30 protein-coding genes are annotated in these 17,295 nt (G+C 58.3%); all 30 read right to left on the bottom strand.

Going from position 1 to position 17,295, the window contains the following annotated elements:
• Window positions 1-95 precede the first annotated feature (95 nt).
• Window positions 96-719: a 30S ribosomal protein S4 gene (gene rpsD / locus HV770_RS27215; protein ID WP_175164671.1), complete on the bottom strand. Its 624-nt coding sequence runs from the start codon at window positions 717-719 to the stop codon at window positions 96-98.
• Window positions 720-866: 147 nt separating this feature from the next.
• The gene (gene rpsK, locus HV770_RS27210) at window positions 867-1,271 is read right to left on the bottom strand and encodes a 30S ribosomal protein S11 (RefSeq protein WP_006052224.1); all 405 of its coding nucleotides are present in this window, start codon (window positions 1,269-1,271) and stop codon (window positions 867-869) included.
• Between the two features lie 28 nt (window positions 1,272-1,299).
• Window positions 1,300-1,665, bottom strand: coding sequence for a 30S ribosomal protein S13 (gene rpsM, locus HV770_RS27205; protein WP_006052223.1), 366 nt, complete (start codon window positions 1,663-1,665; stop codon window positions 1,300-1,302).
• Between the two features lie 41 nt (window positions 1,666-1,706).
• Window positions 1,707-1,823, bottom strand: coding sequence for a 50S ribosomal protein L36 (gene rpmJ, locus HV770_RS27200; RefSeq protein WP_004199844.1), 117 nt, complete (start codon window positions 1,821-1,823; stop codon window positions 1,707-1,709).
• A gap of 20 nt (window positions 1,824-1,843) precedes the next feature.
• The gene (gene infA / locus HV770_RS27195) at window positions 1,844-2,062 is read right to left on the bottom strand and encodes a translation initiation factor IF-1 (RefSeq protein WP_004521905.1); all 219 of its coding nucleotides are present in this window, start codon (window positions 2,060-2,062) and stop codon (window positions 1,844-1,846) included.
• An 8-nt stretch (window positions 2,063-2,070) separates the two neighbouring features.
• Window positions 2,071-3,417: a preprotein translocase subunit SecY gene (gene secY / locus HV770_RS27190; protein WP_042329256.1), complete on the bottom strand. Its 1,347-nt coding sequence runs from the start codon at window positions 3,415-3,417 to the stop codon at window positions 2,071-2,073.
• 46 nt (window positions 3,418-3,463) lie between these two features.
• Window positions 3,464-3,898, bottom strand: coding sequence for a 50S ribosomal protein L15 (rplO, locus tag HV770_RS27185; protein ID WP_075303261.1), 435 nt, complete (start codon window positions 3,896-3,898; stop codon window positions 3,464-3,466).
• 29 nt (window positions 3,899-3,927) lie between these two features.
• On the bottom strand, window positions 3,928-4,110 hold the full coding sequence (gene rpmD, locus HV770_RS27180; protein ID WP_007180126.1) for a 50S ribosomal protein L30: 183 nt from the start codon (window positions 4,108-4,110) through the stop codon (window positions 3,928-3,930).
• A 10-nt stretch (window positions 4,111-4,120) separates the two neighbouring features.
• A complete protein-coding gene (gene rpsE / locus HV770_RS27175; RefSeq protein WP_006052219.1) occupies window positions 4,121-4,639 on the bottom strand; it encodes a 30S ribosomal protein S5 in 519 nt (172 codons plus the stop codon).
• 14 nt (window positions 4,640-4,653) lie between these two features.
• Window positions 4,654-5,019 (bottom strand): 50S ribosomal protein L18, encoded by a 366-nt coding sequence (rplR, locus tag HV770_RS27170; protein WP_006052218.1) that lies wholly within the window; start codon window positions 5,017-5,019, stop codon window positions 4,654-4,656.
• 12 nt (window positions 5,020-5,031) lie between these two features.
• Window positions 5,032-5,562, bottom strand: a complete 531-nt coding sequence (gene rplF, locus HV770_RS27165; RefSeq protein ID WP_121315895.1) for a 50S ribosomal protein L6 — start codon at window positions 5,560-5,562, stop codon at window positions 5,032-5,034.
• An 18-nt stretch (window positions 5,563-5,580) separates the two neighbouring features.
• Window positions 5,581-5,976 (bottom strand): 30S ribosomal protein S8, encoded by a 396-nt coding sequence (rpsH, locus tag HV770_RS27160; protein WP_006052216.1) that lies wholly within the window; start codon window positions 5,974-5,976, stop codon window positions 5,581-5,583.
• A 14-nt stretch (window positions 5,977-5,990) separates the two neighbouring features.
• Window positions 5,991-6,296 (bottom strand): 30S ribosomal protein S14, encoded by a 306-nt coding sequence (rpsN, locus tag HV770_RS27155; RefSeq protein WP_013340737.1) that lies wholly within the window; start codon window positions 6,294-6,296, stop codon window positions 5,991-5,993.
• 7 nt (window positions 6,297-6,303) lie between these two features.
• Window positions 6,304-6,843, bottom strand: a complete 540-nt coding sequence (rplE, locus tag HV770_RS27150; RefSeq protein ID WP_006052214.1) for a 50S ribosomal protein L5 — start codon at window positions 6,841-6,843, stop codon at window positions 6,304-6,306.
• A 17-nt stretch (window positions 6,844-6,860) separates the two neighbouring features.
• Window positions 6,861-7,169 (bottom strand): 50S ribosomal protein L24, encoded by a 309-nt coding sequence (gene rplX, locus HV770_RS27145; protein WP_006052213.1) that lies wholly within the window; start codon window positions 7,167-7,169, stop codon window positions 6,861-6,863.
• Between the two features lie 9 nt (window positions 7,170-7,178).
• Window positions 7,179-7,547 (bottom strand): 50S ribosomal protein L14, encoded by a 369-nt coding sequence (gene rplN, locus HV770_RS27140; RefSeq protein WP_006052212.1) that lies wholly within the window; start codon window positions 7,545-7,547, stop codon window positions 7,179-7,181.
• Window positions 7,548-7,837: 290 nt separating this feature from the next.
• Window positions 7,838-8,110: a 30S ribosomal protein S17 gene (rpsQ, locus tag HV770_RS27135; protein WP_007180129.1), complete on the bottom strand. Its 273-nt coding sequence runs from the start codon at window positions 8,108-8,110 to the stop codon at window positions 7,838-7,840.
• On the bottom strand, window positions 8,107-8,301 hold the full coding sequence (rpmC, locus tag HV770_RS27130; protein ID WP_007180130.1) for a 50S ribosomal protein L29: 195 nt from the start codon (window positions 8,299-8,301) through the stop codon (window positions 8,107-8,109). The genes rpsQ and rpmC overlap by 4 nt, the downstream gene beginning before the upstream one ends.
• 10 nt (window positions 8,302-8,311) lie before the next feature.
• Window positions 8,312-8,728: a 50S ribosomal protein L16 gene (gene rplP, locus HV770_RS27125; protein WP_042329259.1), complete on the bottom strand. Its 417-nt coding sequence runs from the start codon at window positions 8,726-8,728 to the stop codon at window positions 8,312-8,314.
• A 2-nt stretch (window positions 8,729-8,730) separates the two neighbouring features.
• Entirely contained in the window at window positions 8,731-9,537 is an 807-nt protein-coding gene (gene rpsC / locus HV770_RS27120; protein ID WP_012434570.1) for a 30S ribosomal protein S3, read from the bottom strand.
• A gap of 11 nt (window positions 9,538-9,548) precedes the next feature.
• Complete coding sequence (rplV, locus tag HV770_RS27115) at window positions 9,549-9,881, bottom strand: 50S ribosomal protein L22 (RefSeq protein ID WP_007180133.1); 333 nt, start codon at window positions 9,879-9,881, stop codon at window positions 9,549-9,551.
• Window positions 9,882-9,888: 7 nt separating this feature from the next.
• Window positions 9,889-10,164, bottom strand: coding sequence for a 30S ribosomal protein S19 (gene rpsS / locus HV770_RS27110; RefSeq protein WP_004199273.1), 276 nt, complete (start codon window positions 10,162-10,164; stop codon window positions 9,889-9,891).
• Between the two features lie 10 nt (window positions 10,165-10,174).
• Window positions 10,175-11,002 carry a 50S ribosomal protein L2 gene (rplB, locus tag HV770_RS27105; protein ID WP_121315897.1) on the bottom strand — a complete coding sequence of 276 codons (828 nt, stop codon included), beginning with the start codon at window positions 11,000-11,002 and terminating at the stop codon, window positions 10,175-10,177.
• Window positions 11,003-11,004: 2 nt separating this feature from the next.
• Window positions 11,005-11,319 carry a 50S ribosomal protein L23 gene (gene rplW / locus HV770_RS27100; protein WP_007180135.1) on the bottom strand — a complete coding sequence of 105 codons (315 nt, stop codon included), beginning with the start codon at window positions 11,317-11,319 and terminating at the stop codon, window positions 11,005-11,007.
• Window positions 11,316-11,936 (bottom strand): 50S ribosomal protein L4, encoded by a 621-nt coding sequence (gene rplD, locus HV770_RS27095; protein ID WP_007180136.1) that lies wholly within the window; start codon window positions 11,934-11,936, stop codon window positions 11,316-11,318. Before rplD ends, rplW begins: the two co-directional genes overlap by 4 nt.
• A complete protein-coding gene (rplC, locus tag HV770_RS27090; RefSeq protein ID WP_007180137.1) occupies window positions 11,936-12,595 on the bottom strand; it encodes a 50S ribosomal protein L3 in 660 nt (219 codons plus the stop codon). Before rplC ends, rplD begins: the two co-directional genes overlap by 1 nt.
• A gap of 201 nt (window positions 12,596-12,796) precedes the next feature.
• A complete protein-coding gene (gene rpsJ / locus HV770_RS27085; protein ID WP_006998489.1) occupies window positions 12,797-13,108 on the bottom strand; it encodes a 30S ribosomal protein S10 in 312 nt (103 codons plus the stop codon).
• 138 nt (window positions 13,109-13,246) lie between these two features.
• Window positions 13,247-14,437, bottom strand: a complete 1,191-nt coding sequence (gene tuf, locus HV770_RS27080) for an elongation factor Tu (protein ID WP_121315898.1) — start codon at window positions 14,435-14,437, stop codon at window positions 13,247-13,249.
• Window positions 14,438-14,484: 47 nt separating this feature from the next.
• Window positions 14,485-16,587, bottom strand: coding sequence for an elongation factor G (gene fusA / locus HV770_RS27075; RefSeq protein ID WP_175164670.1), 2,103 nt, complete (start codon window positions 16,585-16,587; stop codon window positions 14,485-14,487).
• A 133-nt stretch (window positions 16,588-16,720) separates the two neighbouring features.
• Window positions 16,721-17,191 carry a 30S ribosomal protein S7 gene (rpsG, locus tag HV770_RS27070; protein ID WP_006053291.1) on the bottom strand — a complete coding sequence of 157 codons (471 nt, stop codon included), beginning with the start codon at window positions 17,189-17,191 and terminating at the stop codon, window positions 16,721-16,723.
• Window positions 17,192-17,295 lie beyond the last annotated feature (104 nt).

The raw sequence follows: 17,295 nt of genomic DNA, 5'->3' as shown, positions 1-17,295 counted from the left end.
TTACACCGATAAGGCTGACCGGTAACAACCTGAAAATAAACAGCCGAGACGCCCCCTTGCGCAACGCAATCGGGGTGCCCCGGCCGTTAATCCGATTACCGCGAATACAATTCGACGATCAGGCTTTCGTTGACATCGCCAGCGATGTCGCTGCGTTCCGGTTTCGACTTGAACGTGCCTTCGAACTTCTTCGAATCGACTGCGACCCAGCTCGGCAGACCGCCTTGCTCAGCCAGCGACAGCGCTTCGAGAATACGCGCTTGCTTCTTCTTCTGTTCGCGCACTGCGACAACGTCGCCTGCCTTAACTTGCATCGACGGGATGTTCGACACAACGCCATTCACCATGATGGCTTTGTGGCTAACGAGCTGACGTGCTTCAGCGCGCGTCGAGCCGAAGCCCATGCGATACACGACGTTGTCCAGACGCGATTCGAGCAACTGGAGCAGGTTTTCACCCGTGTTGCCCTTCAGGCGGTCGGCTTCAGCGAAGTAGCGGCGGAATTGACGCTCGAGAACACCGTAGATACGCTTAACTTTTTGCTTTTCGCGCAACTGCGTGCCGTAGTCGGACGTACGTGCACCCGAGGTGCGGCCATGTTGGCCAGGCTTGCTGTCAAGCTTGCACTTGTCGGCGAGCGAACGACGGGCGCTCTTCAGGAAGAGGTCAGTGCCTTCACGGCGGGACAGCTTGGCCTTAGGGCCGATATAACGTGCCACGTTGATTCCTTCTATGATTAATCACGCGAATGCATGCATTCGCGCTAGTCCGAACCCTTTGGGTCGAACGGTGGGCTTAGTCAATTCAATAACGCAAGCAGCCTGCCGCCGCGCGGGGCGGCAACAGGCGCAAGCAAAACCCGCGTCTTAGATACGACGACGCTTCGGCGGACGGCAGCCGTTGTGCGGCACCGGAGTTACGTCGGAGATCGCGGTGATCTTGATGCCAAGACCATGCAACGCGCGCACCGCCGACTCACGGCCAGGACCGGGGCCCTTGATCCGCACTTCGAGGTTCTTGACGCCGTATTCCATCGCCACGCGGCCTGCCGATTCGGCTGCCACCTGAGCTGCAAACGGGGTCGACTTACGCGAACCCTTGAAGCCCTGACCACCCGAGGTTGCCCAAGCAAGTGCATTGCCTTGACGATCGGTGATCGTGATGATGGTGTTGTTGAACGACGCGTGAACGTGAACCACGCCCTCGGCGACGTTCTTCTTGACCTTCTTGCGAACGCGTTGCGCCGCGGAGTTGTTCGAAGCCTTAGCCATTACGTTTTCCTGTAACTGTCAGTTCCGCTTACTTCTTCAGCGATTGCGCTGCACGACGCGGACCCTTGCGCGTACGGGCATTCGTACGCGTACGTTGGCCGCGCAGGGGCAAGCCCTTACGATGCCGCACGCCACGGTAGCAGCCGAGATCCATCAGGCGCTTGATGTTCATCGTCGTTTCACGGCGCAGATCGCCTTCAACGATGAACTTGCCGACTTCTTCACGCAGCTTTTCGAGGTCTGCGTCGTTCAGGTCTTTGACCTTCTTCGAAAATGCCACACCAGCAGCGACGCAAATGTCGCGCGAGCGCGTGCGGCCGATACCGTAAATAGCCGTCAGGCCGATTTCAGTATGCTGGTGATTCGGGATGTTAACCCCTGCGATACGAGCCATTGTTTTTCCTCAAACAAAAAGCGCAAGCAAAAGCGCGGCGTTCAGCCTTGACGCTGTTTGTGGCGCGGATCAGAGCTGCAAATCACGCGCACAACGCCTTTGCGCTTGATGATCTTGCAATTGCGGCAAATGCGCTTAACCGATGCCATCACTTTCATGATATTACCCTTTTTTCAAATCACTTCGCCCGGAACACGATCCGCGCACGCGACAGATCGTAAGGCGTCAATTCAACCGTCACCTTGTCGCCCGGCAAGATTCGGATGTAGTGCATCCGCATCTTCCCGGATATGTGTCCCAATACGACATGGCCGTTTTCCAGCTTCACCCTGAAGGTAGCGTTAGGCAGGTTTTCGATGACTTCACCCTGCATCTGGATAACATCGTCTTTGGCCATAAGTCCTTTCAACGCATCGGGACGCCGCCGCCTTTGAAATTAGCTTTCTTCAGCAGCGATTCATACTGTTGCGACATAACGTACGACTGCACCTGCGCCATGAAATCCATTGTGACGACGACAATGATCAGCAGCGACGTTCCACCAAAATAAAACGGCACGTTCCAGCGCAGCACCAGAAATTCGGGCAGCAGACAAACAAACACGATGTAGATCGCACCAGCCAGCGTCAAACGCGTGAGGATACGGTCGATATATCGCGCCGTTTGATCGCCCGGGCGGATGCCTGGGACGAAAGCGCCACTCTTTTTCAGGTTGTCGGCCGTTTCCCTGCTGTTGAACACCAGTGCGGTGTAGAAGAAGCAGAAGAAGACGATCGCCAACGCGTACAGCAACACGTACACGGGTTGACCGGGCTTGAGGGCTTCGGCCACATTGTGCAACGTGTCTGCGAACCAGCTGGTACGCGACCCCGAACTAAACCAGTTCAGGATAGTTGCCGGGAAGAGAATGATCGACGATGCGAAGATCGGCGGAATCACACCCGACATGTTCAGCTTCAGCGGCAGATGCGAAGACTGTCCGCCGTAAATCTTGTTACCGACTTGCCGCTTGGCGTAGTTCACAAGAATCTTGCGCTGGCCGCGTTCGATGAACACCACCAGATACGTCACTGCGGCAATCAGCGCGACCACGATAATCGCCGAGATGATGCTCATCGAGCCGGTTCGCACCAATTCGAAAAGACCACCGATTGCGTTCGGGAAACCCGCCGCAATACCGCCGAAAATGATGATCGAGATACCGTTGCCAAGCCCACGTTCCGTGATCTGCTCACCGAGCCACATCAGGAACATCGTGCCGGTCACCAGCGTCACGACCGTCGTCAACCGAAACACCATCCCCGGATCGATTACCAGGCCCGGCTGATTTTCCAGTGCGACGGCAATGCCAAACGCCTGGAACGTCGCCAGCAGGACCGTAAAGATACGCGTGTACTGCGTAATCTTCCGTTGACCCGCCTGCCCTTCCTTTTTCAGCGCTTCGAGTTGCGGCGAGACAATCGCCAGCAACTGCATGATGATCGACGCCGAAATGTACGGCATGATCCCCAGCGCAAAAATCGTGAACCGCGAAAGTGCGCCACCCGAAAACATGTTGAACATGCCAAGGATGCCGCCCGACTGGCTTTGGAACAACTTTGCCAGCTGGTCCGGGTCAATACCCGGCACCGGAATATGCGCGCCGATACGGTAGACGATCAACGCCAGCAGCAGGAACACTGCACGCCGACGCAGATCGCCAAACTTCGCCGCGCTGCGACCGGGTTTTGCGAGACTCGGGCTGTTAGCCAAGTACCTTCTCCGATGCAAATGCTAGTGACGGCAAATAACTTGCGCGTTACTCGGCAAAAGAGCCGCCGGCTGCTTCAATAGCAGCGCGCGCACCCTTCGTCGCACCCAGACCCTTCACAACGACCTTGCGCTTGAGCTCGCCCGTCGCAATGATCTTGGCGCTCCTGATCAGCTCGCCAACGAGGCCAGCTTGCTTCAGAGCCAGCAGATCGATTTCGTCGACCGGCAGCTTTTCCAGATCCGAGAGACGCACTTCACCGACGAATTCCTTCGTCAGCGAGGTGAAGCCACGCTTCGGCAGGCGACGTTGCAGCGGCATTTGACCGCCTTCGAAGCCAACCTTGTGAAAGCCGCCCGAACGCGACTTCTGACCCTTGTGACCACGGCCAGCGGTCTTGCCGAGGCCGGAGCCGATACCGCGACCAACGCGACGCTTTGCGTGCTTCGCGCCTTCAGCCGGCTTCAGGTTATTCAATTCCATTATCAACTCCTTGAGTCCTGGTCAGCCGCTTAGCTGATGACCTTAACGAGGTACGAAACCTTGTTGATCATGCCGCGCACAGCCGGCGTATCCTGCAACTCGCTAACCGAGTTGAGTCGGCGCAGGCCCAAGCCACGCACCGTTGCACGATGCGTTTCACGGGTGCCGATCAGGCTCTTGACGAGCTGGACCTTGACAGTTTTATCAGACATGGTGTCCACCTTAGCCCAGAATATCTTCGACGGACTTGCCGCGCTTCGCCGCGATGTCACCCGGCGTCGACTGCTTGCGCAGGCCGTCGAGGGTTGCACGAACGAGGTTGTACGGGTTCGTCGAACCGTGGCTCTTGGCCACAACGTTCTGCACGCCCATCACGTCGAACACTGCGCGCATCGGACCGCCAGCGATCACGCCGGTACCGTCCTTCGCCGGAGCGAGGAGGACCATCGATGCGCCGTGCTTACCGTGCACTTCGTGTTGCAGGGTACCGTTCTTCAGCGGCACCTTGAACATGTTGCGGCGAGCCTGTTCCATCGCCTTCTGAACAGCGACAGGCACTTCCTTCGCCTTGCCCTTGCCCATACCGACGCGGCCATCACCATCGCCGACCACGGTCAGTGCGGCGAAACCGAGAATCCGGCCACCCTTCACGACCTTGGTCACGCGGTTGACCGAAATCATTTTTTCACGAAGGCCGTCGTCGCGTTCGTCAGCCTGAACTTTCGCTTGCATCTTTGCCATGACGAATTCTTCCCTTAGAACTTGAGTCCGGCTTCGCGCGCCGCATCAGCCAGCGCTTTCACGCGGCCGTGGTAACGGAAACCCGAACGGTCGAAGGCGACGGATTCGATGCCGGCAGCCTTAGCCTTTTCTGCGATGCGCTTACCGATCAGGGTCGCTGCAGCGACGTTGCCGCCCTTGCCCGTCTGATCAGCCAATTGCGCACGCACTTCGGCTTCGAGCGTCGACGCGCTGGCGAGCACCTTGGTGCCGCACGGCGAGAACACTTGCGCATAGATGTGCGTGTTCGTGCGATGCACGGCGAGACGCGCGACCTGCAGCTCAGCGATCTTGATACGCGTCTGACGAGCGCGGCGCAGGCGAGATTGAGTCTTATCCATGATTGCGCACCCTTACTTCTTCTTCGTTTCTTTGAGGATCACAACCTCATTGGCATAACGCACACCCTTGCCCTTGTAGGGCTCCGGCGGGCGATAGCCGCGCACTTCTGCAGCGACCTGGCCAACTTGCTGTTTGCTGATCCCCTTAATCACGATTTCGGTTTGCGACGGGGTTTCAGCCTTGACGCCTTCCGGCATCTGGTGCACCACAGGGTGCGAGAAACCCAGCGACAGGTTCAACTTGTCGCCTTGCGCCTGTGCGCGGTAACCGACGCCAACCAGCGTCAGCTTGCGCTCGAAACCCTTCGTCACGCCGTGCACCATGTTCGCAACCAGTGCGCGCATCGTGCCCGACATCGCATTCGCTTCGCGGCTCTCGCCCACCGGCTCGATCTTCAACGTGCCGTTGTCGTTCACCACTTTCACGAGGCTGTTGGCAGCCTGCGAAATCGTACCCAGCGGGCCCTTGACGGTAATGCGTTCGTCGCTAAGGGCCACTTCTGCGCCTTGCAGCGCGATCGGGCTTTTACCTACTCGAGACATGTTTCTCTCCTTTCGGCCTTAAGCGACGTAGCAGATGACTTCGCCGCCAACGCCCGTTGCACGCGCCTTGCGGTCCGTCATCACGCCCTTCGGCGTCGACACGATTGCCACGCCGAGGCCATTCATGACCACGGGGATGTCGTTACGGCCGCGGTACACACGCAGACCAGGCTTCGAGACGCGTTCAATGCGCTCGATCACCGGACGGCCAGCGTAGTACTTCAACACGATGTTCAATTCAGACTTCGCACCTTCGGACTTCACTGCGAAATCATCGATATAGCCTTCGTCCTTCAGGACCTGCGCAATCGCAACCTTGACTTTCGACGAGGGCATAGTCACCGACACTTTCTCAACCATCTGCGCATTGCGGATGCGAGTCAGCATATCGGCGATAGGATCACTCATGCTCATTTACGTTTCTCCTATTACCAGCTCGCCTTGGTCAGGCCAGGGATCTCGCCGCGGAACGCGATTTCACGAATCTTGTTACGCGCCAGCCCGAATTTACGGAACGTACCGCGCGGACGACCGGTAATTGCGCAACGATTGCGCTTACGGGTCGGGTTAGAGTTGCGCGGCAGTTGTTGCAGTTCCAGACGTGCTGCGTAATGCTCTTCGTCCGACTTGCTCATATCGCTAATGATCGCCTTCAACTCTGCACGCTTGGGAGCGTACTTAGCAGCGAGGCGAGCACGCTTCTTTTCACGTTCGATCAGTGCCAGTTTAGCCACGGTAACCTCAGTTTCTGAACGGGAACTTGAAGCTGGCGAGCAGAGCCTTTGCTTCGTCGTCGGTCTTCGCAGTCGTCGTGATGCTGATGTTCAGCCCACGCAGTGCGTCGATCTTGTCGTAGTCGATTTCGGGGAAAATGATCTGCTCTTTCACACCGATGTTGTAGTTGCCGCGACCATCGAACGCACGACCCGACACGCCACGGAAGTCACGCACACGCGGGAGCGCAACCGTCACGAAACGGTCCAGAAATTCGTACATTGCCTGACCACGCAACGTGACCATTGCACCGATCGGATAGCCCTGACGGATCTTGAAGCCAGCGATTGCCTTGCGCGCCTTCGTGATCACCGGCTTCTGGCCTGCGATCTTCGTCAGGTCGCCAACGGCGTTTTCGATGATCTTCTTGTCAGCAACCGCTTCGCCAAGGCCCATGTTCAGGGTGATCTTGGTGATGCGCGGCACTTCCATCACGGACTTGTAACCGAACTTCTCGATGAGGCCGGGTACAACCTTTTCTTTGTAAAACTCTTGCAAACGAGCCATTTTTTTACTCCGCAGCGTCAGGCGCTCAGCTCGGCACCGGTCGTCTTAAGGAAACGGACCTTCTTGTCTCCTTCGACCTTAATGCCTACACGCGACGCCTTGCCATTCGCGTCGACCAATGCGACGTTCGAAATTTGCAGCGGCATCGTCTTGGCTTCCACACCGCCCGTCGTACCCTTCATCGGGTTCGGCTTGACATGCTTCTTGACGAGGTTGATACCCTCGACAATAACTTTGCCTTCGCCAACGGACAGCACGACGCCGCGCTTGCCTTTATCTTTGCCGGTGATGACGATAACTTCGTCACCCTTGCGAATCTTGTTCATCGCGACTCCTTACAGCACTTCAGGTGCCAGCGAAACGATCTTCATGAATCGTTCGCTGCGCAACTCGCGCGTGACAGGCCCGAAAATACGGGTGCCAATAGGTTCGAGCTTGGCATTCAACAACACAGCGGCGTTGCCATCGAACTTGATCAGCGAGCCGTCCTGACGGCGCACGCCCTTGGCGGTGCGAACCACCACGGCGTTATAAATTTCGCCTTTCTTCACGCGCCCGCGCGGCGTTGCTTCTTTGACGGTCACCTTAATGATGTCGCCAATGCTGGCATAACGACGCTTCGAGCCGCCGAGCACCTTGATGCACATGACTTCACGCGCACCCGTGTTGTCGGCCACTTCAAGCCGAGTTTCGGTCTGGATCATGGTTTATCTTTCCCAACTTAATCCGGTCACACCACCATGGCGTACCCGGTCAGTCTTGGTCCCGTCAGCCAATCGGCTGCTTGGGTATGAACAGCAGCGACGGCAAACGAAACCCGCCATCGCAATCCGGTGAATCCTTCGGTACAGGCTGGCGCCCGAACCGCTTCCCCCACCAACTTCGCCCGCGACGGGGCTCCCATAAAAGAGGGAAGACCGAGATTATAACAAATAATCCCGGTCTTGCAAGCGAAACTTACTGCGATTTCAACTACTTCTAAAACTTTGCGGCGTCAGATGACGCGAGCAGCCTCGACCAGGCGAGCCACGACCCAAGCTTTCGTCTTCGAAATCGGACGCGTTTCCTGGATTTCAACGAGGTCGCCCTCGTTGTACGTGTTCGCATCGTCGTGCGCGTGGTATTTCTTCGAACGCACAACGTACTTGCCGTAGATCGGGTGCTTCACGCGGTGCTCAACCAGCACGGTGACCGTCTTGTCCATCTTGTTGCTGACGACCTTGCCGACCAGCGTCCGCTTGAGCGAGGTTTTTACGCTATCGTTCATTTCTGGTTCGCCTTCTCAGTCAGGACGGTCCGCACACGCGCGATGTCGCGACGGACCTTCTTCAGCTGGCTCGTATTCGTGAGCTGCTGGGTCGCGAGTTGCATGCGCAGGCCGAATTGCGCCTTCAACAGGTCCGACAGCTCCTTGTTGAGCGCGGCCTGATCTTTCTGGTGAAGTTCGGAAGCCTTCATCATTTGCTCCTTAGGCGCCGAGCTGACGCACGATAAACGTCGTCTTCAGCGGCAGCTTAGCTGCAGCCAGACGGAACGCTTCGCGTGCCAGCTCTTCGGTTACGCCGTCCATTTCGTACAGCATCTTGCCCGGTTGAATCTCTGCGACATAGTACTCAGGGTTACCTTTACCGTTACCCATACGTACTTCAGCCGGCTTGTGCGAGATCGGCTTGTCCGGGAAGATGCGGATCCAGATCCGGCCGCCACGCTTGATGTGACGCGTCATTGCACGACGTGCCGCCTCAATCTGGCGCGCGGTCAAGCGACCACGACCGACAGCCTTCAGGCCGAATTCACCGAACGACACCGCGTTGCCGCGGGTAGCAATACCGGTGTTACGACCTTTCTGCTCTTTGCGATACTTTCTGCGTTTCGGTTGCAGCATCGTTATTCTCCAGTCTTCCCGTCGCCGCCGGCACCGCCAGCACGACGAGGAGCGCCACGGCGTGCACCTGCCGGGCCACCACCTTCACCATCGCGACGCGGACGGCGATCGCCACCCGGACGTGCGTTGCGGCGCGGACGCTTTTCTTCGGCGACTTCCTCAACCACCGGAGCGTCGTTGCGGCCGAGCGTGTCGCCCTTGTAGACCCACACCTTCACGCCGATGATGCCGTACGTCGTCTTCGCTTCCGACGTCGCGTAGTCGATATCAGCACGCAGCGTATGAAGCGGTACGCGACCTTCGCGATACCATTCCGTACGAGCGATTTCGATACCGTTCAGACGGCCCGCGCTCATGATCTTGATGCCTTGAGCACCCAGACGCATTGCGTTTTGCATCGCACGCTTCATCGCGCGGCGGAACATAATCCGGCGCTCGAGCTGTTGCGTAATTGAATCGGCGATCAGTTGCGCATCGGTTTCCGGCTTGCGGATTTCTTCGATGTTGACGTGAACCGGAACGCCCATGCGCTTTTGCAGCTCGGACTTCAGCAGTTCAATGTCTTCACCCTTCTTGCCGATCACGACACCCGGACGCGAGCTGAAAATCGTGATACGTGCGTTCTTTGCAGGACGCTCGATCACAACGCGGCCGACGGACGCGTTCTTCAACTTCTTCTTCAGGTATTCACGAACACCGATGTCTTCCTGCAACATCGCCGCGAAATTGTTGTTGTTCGCGTACCAACGCGACGCCCAATTGCGGCTGACGGCCAAACGGAAGCCAGTCGGATGAATTTTCTGTCCCATCGTATGACCCCTTAATTCCCGACCGTCACAGTGATGTGACAGGATTGCTTCTCGATGCGGTTACCACGGCCTTTAGCGCGCGCGGTGAAACGCTTGAGCGATGCAGCCTTGTCGATGTAGATGCTCGTGATCTTGAGCTCATCGATATCGGCGCCTTCGTTATGCTCCGCATTCGCGATCGCCGACAGCACGACCTTTTTCACGATTCCCGCAGCCTTCTTCGGCGAGAACGTCAGAACGTTCAGCGCCTTGTCGACCGGCAAACCGCGGATCTGGTCAGCCACAAGGCGCGTTTTCTGCGCCGAGATGCGGGCACCGCGATGAATTGCTTTCACTTCCATCATGAGCCCCTTATTTCTTAGCCTTCTTGTCGGCTGCGTGACCCTTGAACGTACGGGTCAATGCAAACTCGCCAAGCTTGTGGCCGACCATGTTTTCCGAGATGTACACCGGAACGTGTTGACGGCCGTTGTGAACGGCGATCGTCAGACCGATGAAATCCGGGAGGATCGTCGAGCGACGCGACCAGGTTTTGATCGGCTTCTTATCCCGCGAAGCTGCTGCCGCCTCAACTTTCTTCAGCAAATGGGCGTCGCAGAACGGACCTTTTTTTACAGAACGTGCCATTGCCTACTCCTTAACGCTTGTGACGGCGCTGGACGATCATGCTCGTCGTGCGCTTGTTGCTGCGGGTGCGATAACCCTTAGCAGGCGTGCCCCACGGGCTCACCGGATCGCGACCTGCAGCCGTCTTGCCTTCACCACCGCCGTGCGGGTGATCGACCGGGTTCATTGCAACGCCACGCACCGTCGGGCGGATACCGCGCCAGCGGTTTGCGCCAGCCTTACCGATTTGACGGAGGCTATGCTCTTCGTTGCCAACTTCACCAATCGTCGCGCGGCACTCAACGTGGACGCGGCGGATTTCACCCGAGCGCAGGCGGACCTGAGCGTAGATGCCTTCACGAGCCAGCAGCATCGCCGACGTACCAGCCGAACGCGCCATTTGCGCGCCCTTGCCCGGCAGCATTTCGATGCAGTGGATCGTCGTACCGACCGGAATGTTGCGGATCGGCAGCGTATTGCCTGCGCGGATCGGCGCTTCCGAACCCGACATCAGTTGCTGACCGACGGTGACACCCTTCGGAGCAATGATGTAGCGGCGTTCGCCGTCTGCGTACAGAACCAGCGCGATGTTCGCGCTACGGTTCGGGTCGTACTCGAGACGTTCCACCTTCGCTGCGATACCGTCCTTGTTGCGACGGAAATCGACGACGCGATAGTGATGCTTGTGACCACCACCCTTATGACGCGTGGTGATGTGACCGTTGTTGTTACGGCCGGCGGTCGAGGATTGCGAGTCGAGCAGCGGTGCGTACGGCTTGCCCTTATGCAGATCCTTGTTGACCACCTTGACCATCGCACGGCGACCCGGCGAAGTCGGCTTAACTTTAACGATTGCCATGATTACTTGGCCTCCGCTTCAAAGTTGATTTCCTGGCCGGGCTTCAGGCAGACGTACGCCTTCTTCACGTCCTTGCGCTTGCCCATGAAGCGGCCAAAGCGCTTGGCTTTGCCCTTCGAGACCAGCACGTTGACGGAATTGACTTCCACCTTAAACAGCAGCTCGACTGCAGCTTTCACTTCCTGCTTCGTGGCATCGGGCGCGACTTCGAACACAACTTGCTCGTTCTTGTCGGCCACCAGCGTCGCCTTTTCGGAGATCACCGGCGCGAGCAGGACCTGCATCAAACGATGATCGTTCTTGCGAATCTCGCTCATGACAGCAACTCCTCGATCTGGGCGACCGCAGCCTTCGTGATCAGGATCTTCTTGAAGTAGATCAGCGACAGCGGGTCGGCGTAACGCGGCTCGACAACTGCCACATGGGCGAGGTTGCGCGACGCGAGGTACAGGTTTTCGTCAACCGTGTCGGTAATCACCAGCACGGAGTCGAGACCCATCGCCTTGAATTTTTCGGCCAGCAGCTTAGTCTTCGGCGCTTCGAGCGTCAGCTCGTCGACCACCGAGATGCGGCCTTCGCGGGCCAGCTGCGAGAAGATCGAGCAGAGACCTGCGCGATGCATCTTCTTGTTGACCTTGTGCGAAAAGTTTTCTTCCGGCGAATTCGGGAAGATCCGGCCACCGCCGCGCCACAACGGGCTCGACGACATACCGGCACGGGCGCGGCCCGTACCCTTCTGGCGCCACGGCTTCTTGGTCGTGTGCTTGACTTGCTCACGGTCCTTCTGCGCGCGGTTGCCGCTACGGGCATTCGCTTGGTACGCCACCACTACCTGGTGAATCAGGGCTTCGTTGTAATCGCGGCCGAACACGACGTCCGACGCGCTAACGCCTGCACCTTCCTGACCATTGGCATTCAGGAGCTTAAGTTCCATTATTTCGCTCCTTTCACGGCACGCGTCTTCACGGCCGGCGTAACGAATACCTTGCCACCCTTCGCACCCGGAACGGCGCCCTTGACCAGCAACAGCTTGCGGTCGGCGTCGATACGAGCGATTTCGAGGTTTTGCACCGTTACCGTGTCGTCACCCATGTGACCGGTCATGCGCTTACCCGGAAAAACACGGCCCGGATCCTGCGCCATACCGATCGAACCCGGCACGTTGTGCGAGCGCGAGTTACCGTGCGATGCACGGCCGGATGCGAAGTTGTAACGCTTGATGGTACCGGCGTAGCCCTTACCGATCGACACGCCTTGCACGTCGACCTTCTGGCCTACTTCGAACAGGTCGGGGCCTACCACGGTGCCGTTCGACAACTCGGCAGCCTTGGCGGCATCAATCTGGAATTCTTTGAGGATTTCACCGGCTTGAACACCGGCTTTGGCGAGATGACCGGCCAACGGCTTCGTCACGCGCGATGCACGGCGCGTACCGAATGCAACCTGCACGGCCGTGTAGCCGTCGGTTTCAACAGTCTTGATCTGCGTCACGCGGTTGTCGGACACGTCCAGCACGGTAACGGGAATCGAATCCCCTTCTGCCGTGAAGATACGGGTCATGCCAACCTTGCGACCTACGAGTCCAAGGCTCATCGTTTTCTCCATTCCCGACTGCGATTGGTCGGGGCTAATTTACAAAATGCCGGTGCCGTTTCGGGCGTGAATTCACGCTGCAGCACACCGACTTTTTTGCGCAAATGCGCGAAAAGCCTTGCATTATAGCGAGGCTTTTCGTTTTCCGCAAGCAATCAATGACTTAGCGCTGTCCGGCAGGCCGGACAAGCTTCGGAAGCCTTATTGCAGCTTGATTTCAACGTCCACGCCAGCCGGCAGATCGAGCTTCATCAATGCGTCAACGGTCTTGTCCGTCGGATCGACGATGTCCATCAGCCGTTGGTGCGTGCGGATTTCAAGCTGATCGCGCGACGTCTTGTTGACGTGCGGCGAACGCAGGATGTCGAAGCGTTGAATGCGGGTCGGCAGGGGCACCGGACCACGAACGATTGCGCCAGTCCGCTTAGCCGTGTCGACGATTTCAGCTGCCGATTGATCGATCAGGCGATAGTCGAAAGCCTTCAGGCGAATGCGGATTTTCTGGTTCTGCATGACAATTCCTTGGAAAAGAGCGAGGCGGTATTGCGCCGCCAGATAGTAAAAGAACGTAGAGCCGGGCGCCCGCTGGGGGCCGGCGCCCGGCTCCGGGCACCACTTACTGCATGTACTGCAAGGTCACAATCCGCGATTTTACTCGAGAATCTTGGCAACCACACCCGCGCCGACCGTACGGCCGCCTTCGCGAATGGCGAAACGCAGACCTTCTTCCATCGCGATCGGGTTGATCAGCTTCACCGTGATCGACACGTTGTCGCCCGGCATGACCATTTCCTTGTCCTTCGGCAACTCGATCGAGCCCGTCACGTCCGTCGTACGGAAGTAGAACTGCGGACGATAGTTGTTGAAGAACGGCGTGTGACGGCCACCTTCGTCCTTGCTCAGCACGTACACTTCAGCCGTGAAGTGCGTGTGCGGGTTGATCGAACCCGGCTTCGCCAGAACCTGGCCACGCTCCACGTCTTCACGCTTCGTGCCACGCAGCAGGATACCCACGTTGTCGCCTGCCTGACCCTGGTCGAGCAGCTTGCGGAACATTTCCACGCCCGTGCAGGTCGTCTTCACCGTCGGCTTGATACCGACGATTTCGATTTCTTCGCCGACCTTGACGATGCCGCGCTCAACGCGACCCGTCACCACCGTGCCGCGACCCGAGATCGAGAACACGTCTTCCACCGGCATCAGGAACGAACCGTCAACCGCGCGCTCCGGCGTCGGGATGTACGTGTCCAGCGCGTCGGCCAGGCTCATGATCGCCACTTCGCCCAGCTCGCCCTTGTCGCCTTCCAGCGCCAGCTTGGCCGAACCCTTGATGATCGGCGTGTCGTCGCCCGGGAAGTCGTACTTCGACAGAAGTTCGCGAACTTCCATCTCGACCAGCTCCAGCAGCTCAGCGTCGTCCACCATGTCGCACTTGTTCAGGAACACGATGATGTACGGAACGCCAACCTGACGCGCCAGCAGGATGTGCTCACGCGTTTGCGGCATCGGGCCGTCTGCAGCCGAGCACACCAGGATCGCGCCGTCCATCTGCGCTGCGCCCGTGATCATGTTCTTCACATAGTCAGCGTGGCCCGGGCAGTCGACGTGGGCGTAGTGGCGGTTAGCCGTTTCGTACTCGACGTGTGCCGTGTTGATGGTGATACCACGTGCCTTTTCTTCCGGCGCCGCGTCGATCTGGTCGTATGCCTTCGCTTCGCCGCCAAACTTCTGCGTCAGAACCGTCGTGATCGCTGCCGTCAGCGTGGTCTTGCCGTGGTCAACGTGACCGATCGTGCCGACGTTCACGTGCGGCTTGGTCCGTTCGAATTTACCTTTAGCCATGTTTCTCTTCTTTCAAAAAGTTAATCGTTAAATGACTTGCCGCGCGCTTACTTCGACTTCGCGTTGATGATCGCTTCCGACACGTTGCGCGGTGCTTCGGAGTAGTGCTTGAACTCCATCGTGTACGTTGCACGACCTTGGGTCAGCGAACGCAGCGACGTCGAGTAGCCGAACATTTCCGACAGCGGGACTTCTGCGCGAACGATCTTGCCGCCGCCGACCATATCGTCCATGCCCTGCACGATGCCGCGACGGCCCGACAGGTCGCCCATCACGTTGCCCATGTAGTCTTCCGGCGTTTCGACTTCGACGGCCATCATCGGTTCGAGGATGACCGGCTGAGCCTTGCGCATTGCTTCCTTGAACGCCATCGAACCGGCCATGCGGAACGCGTTTTCGTTCGAGTCAACGTCGTGGTACGAACCGAACGTCAGGTGAACCTTCACGTCAACGACCGGGAAGCCCGCCAGCACGCCTGCCTTCAGCGTTTCTTGGATACCCTTGTCAACTGCCGGGATGTATTCACGCGGAATCACACCGCCCTTGATCTCATCCAGGAACTCGTAGCCCTTGCCCTGCTCGTTCGGCTCGAGCGTGATGACCGCGTGACCGTACTGGCCGCGACCACCCGACTGCTTGACGAACTTGCCGTCAACGTCTTCCGCCTTGCCGCGAATCGTTTCGCGGTAAGCGACCTGCGGCTTGCCGACGGTCGCTTCCACGCCGAATTCACGACGCATACGGTCGACCAGAATTTCCAGGTGGAGCTCGCCCATGCCCGAAATAATGGTTTGGCCCGACTCTTCGTCCGTTTGAACGCGGAACGACGGATCTTCCTGAGCCAGACGGTTCAGCGCGAGACCCATCTTTTCCTGGTCCGGCTTCGTCTTCGGCTCAACGGCCTGCGAAATCACCGGCTCCGGGAAAATCATGCGCTCGAGCACGATCGGGCTTTGCGGATCGCACAGCGTGTCGCCGGTCGTCGCGTCCTTCAGGCCGACTGCAGCAGCGATGTCGCCTGCGCGGACTTCCTTGATTTCTTCGCGCTGGTTCGCGTGCATCTGCAGAATACGACCGAGACGTTCCTTCTTGTCCTTGGTCGCGTTCAGCACGGTGTCGCCAGAATTCACAATGCCCGAGTACACGCGGAAGAAGATCAACTGGCCGACGAACGGGTCGGTCATGATCTTGAATGCCAGGGCCGAGAACTTTTCGTCGTCAGCAGCGCGGCGTTCACCTTGCTCGCCGTTTTCCAGCTCGCCGGTAACCGGCGGGATGTCGATCGGCGACGGCAGGAAGTCGAGCACGGCGTCCAGCATGCGTTGCACGCCCTTGTTCTTGAACGCGGTGCCGCACAGCATCGGCTGGATTTCGCAAGCGATCGTACGGTCGCGCAGACCCTTGATGATTTCCGCTTCAGAGAGCTCGCCCTCTTCCAGGTATTTGTTCATCAGGTCTTCACTCGACTCAGCAGCCGCTTCGACCATCTTCTCGCGCCACTCGTTGCACGTGTCAGCCAGCTCTGCCGGGATGTCTTCGTACGAGAACTTCGTGCCTTGCGACGCGTCGTCCCAAATGATCGCCTTCATCTTCAGCAGATCGACGACGCCCGTGAAGTTTTCTTCCGCGCCGATGGGCACCACGACCGGAACCGGGTTCGCCTTCAGACGCAGCTTGAGCTGGTCGTAGACCTTGAAGAAGTTCGCGCCGGTACGGTCCATCTTGTTGATGAACGCGAGACGGGGAACCTTGTACTTGTTAGCCTGACGCCACACCGTTTCCGATTGGGGCTGCACGCCGCCCACAGCGCAGTACACCATGCACGCGCCGTCGAGCACGCGCATCGAACGCTCAACTTCAATCGTGAAGTCGACGTGGCCCGGGGTGTCGATGATGTTGATGCGGTGCTCAGCGCGGTCGCCGGCCATGCCTTTCCAGAACGCCGTGGTAGCAGCGGACGTGATCGTGATACCGCGTTCCTGCTCCTGCTCCATCCAGTCCATGGTGGCAGCGCCGTCGTGAACTTCACCAATCTTGTGGTTCACGCCGGTGTAGAACAGGATGCGCTCGGTCGTCGTCGTTTTGCCGGCGTCGATGTGAGCGCTAATACCGATGTTACGGTAGCGCTCGATAGGTGTCTTGCGAGCCACTTTGATCCTCTATTGGGATGACGCGATGCGAGAAAATACCCATCGCGCTGTAACACAAACGGGCGAGGCGCTTTGTAAGCGCACCCGCCCGGAATTTCTTTCCGTTTTTCCGCTAAACCCGGGTTCGGGAAGCTTAGAAACGGAAGTGCGAGAACGCCTTGTTGGCTTCTGCCATCCGGTGAACTTCGTCGCGCTTCTTCATTGCGCCGCCACGGCCTTCGGCCGCTTCGGAGAGTTCACCTGCCAGACGCAGGGCCATCGACTTCTCGCTGCGCTTCTTCGCGGCTTCACGCAGCCAACGCATCGCCAATGCCATACGACGCGACGGGCGCACTTCGACCGGAACCTGATAGTTCGCACCACCAACGCGGCGGCTCTTGACTTCGACCACCGGCTTGACGTTGTTGAGCGCTACCGTGAACACTTCCAGCGGGTCCTTGCCACCCTTGGTCTGGATCTGTTCGAAAGCGCCGTACACGATGCGTTCAGCAACCGACTTCTTGCCGGACAACATCAGCACGTTCATGAACTTAGCTACATCAACGTTACCGAACTTCGGATCCGGCAACACTTCCCGCTTGGGGACTTCGCGACGACGCGGCATGTTTCTTCCTTTAACTTTTCAGTTGGAGCTACTCAGCCCCGCGGCCACCAACTAACCCGATTCATCTTCAAGACTTACCAGCCCGGTCGGGTGACCACTTACTC

The sequence above is a fragment of the Paraburkholderia fynbosensis genome (assembly GCF_902859935.1).
Taxonomy (GTDB): Bacteria; Pseudomonadota; Gammaproteobacteria; order Burkholderiales; family Burkholderiaceae; genus Paraburkholderia; species Paraburkholderia fynbosensis.
This window is presented reverse-complemented; position numbering and strand designations above follow the sequence as displayed.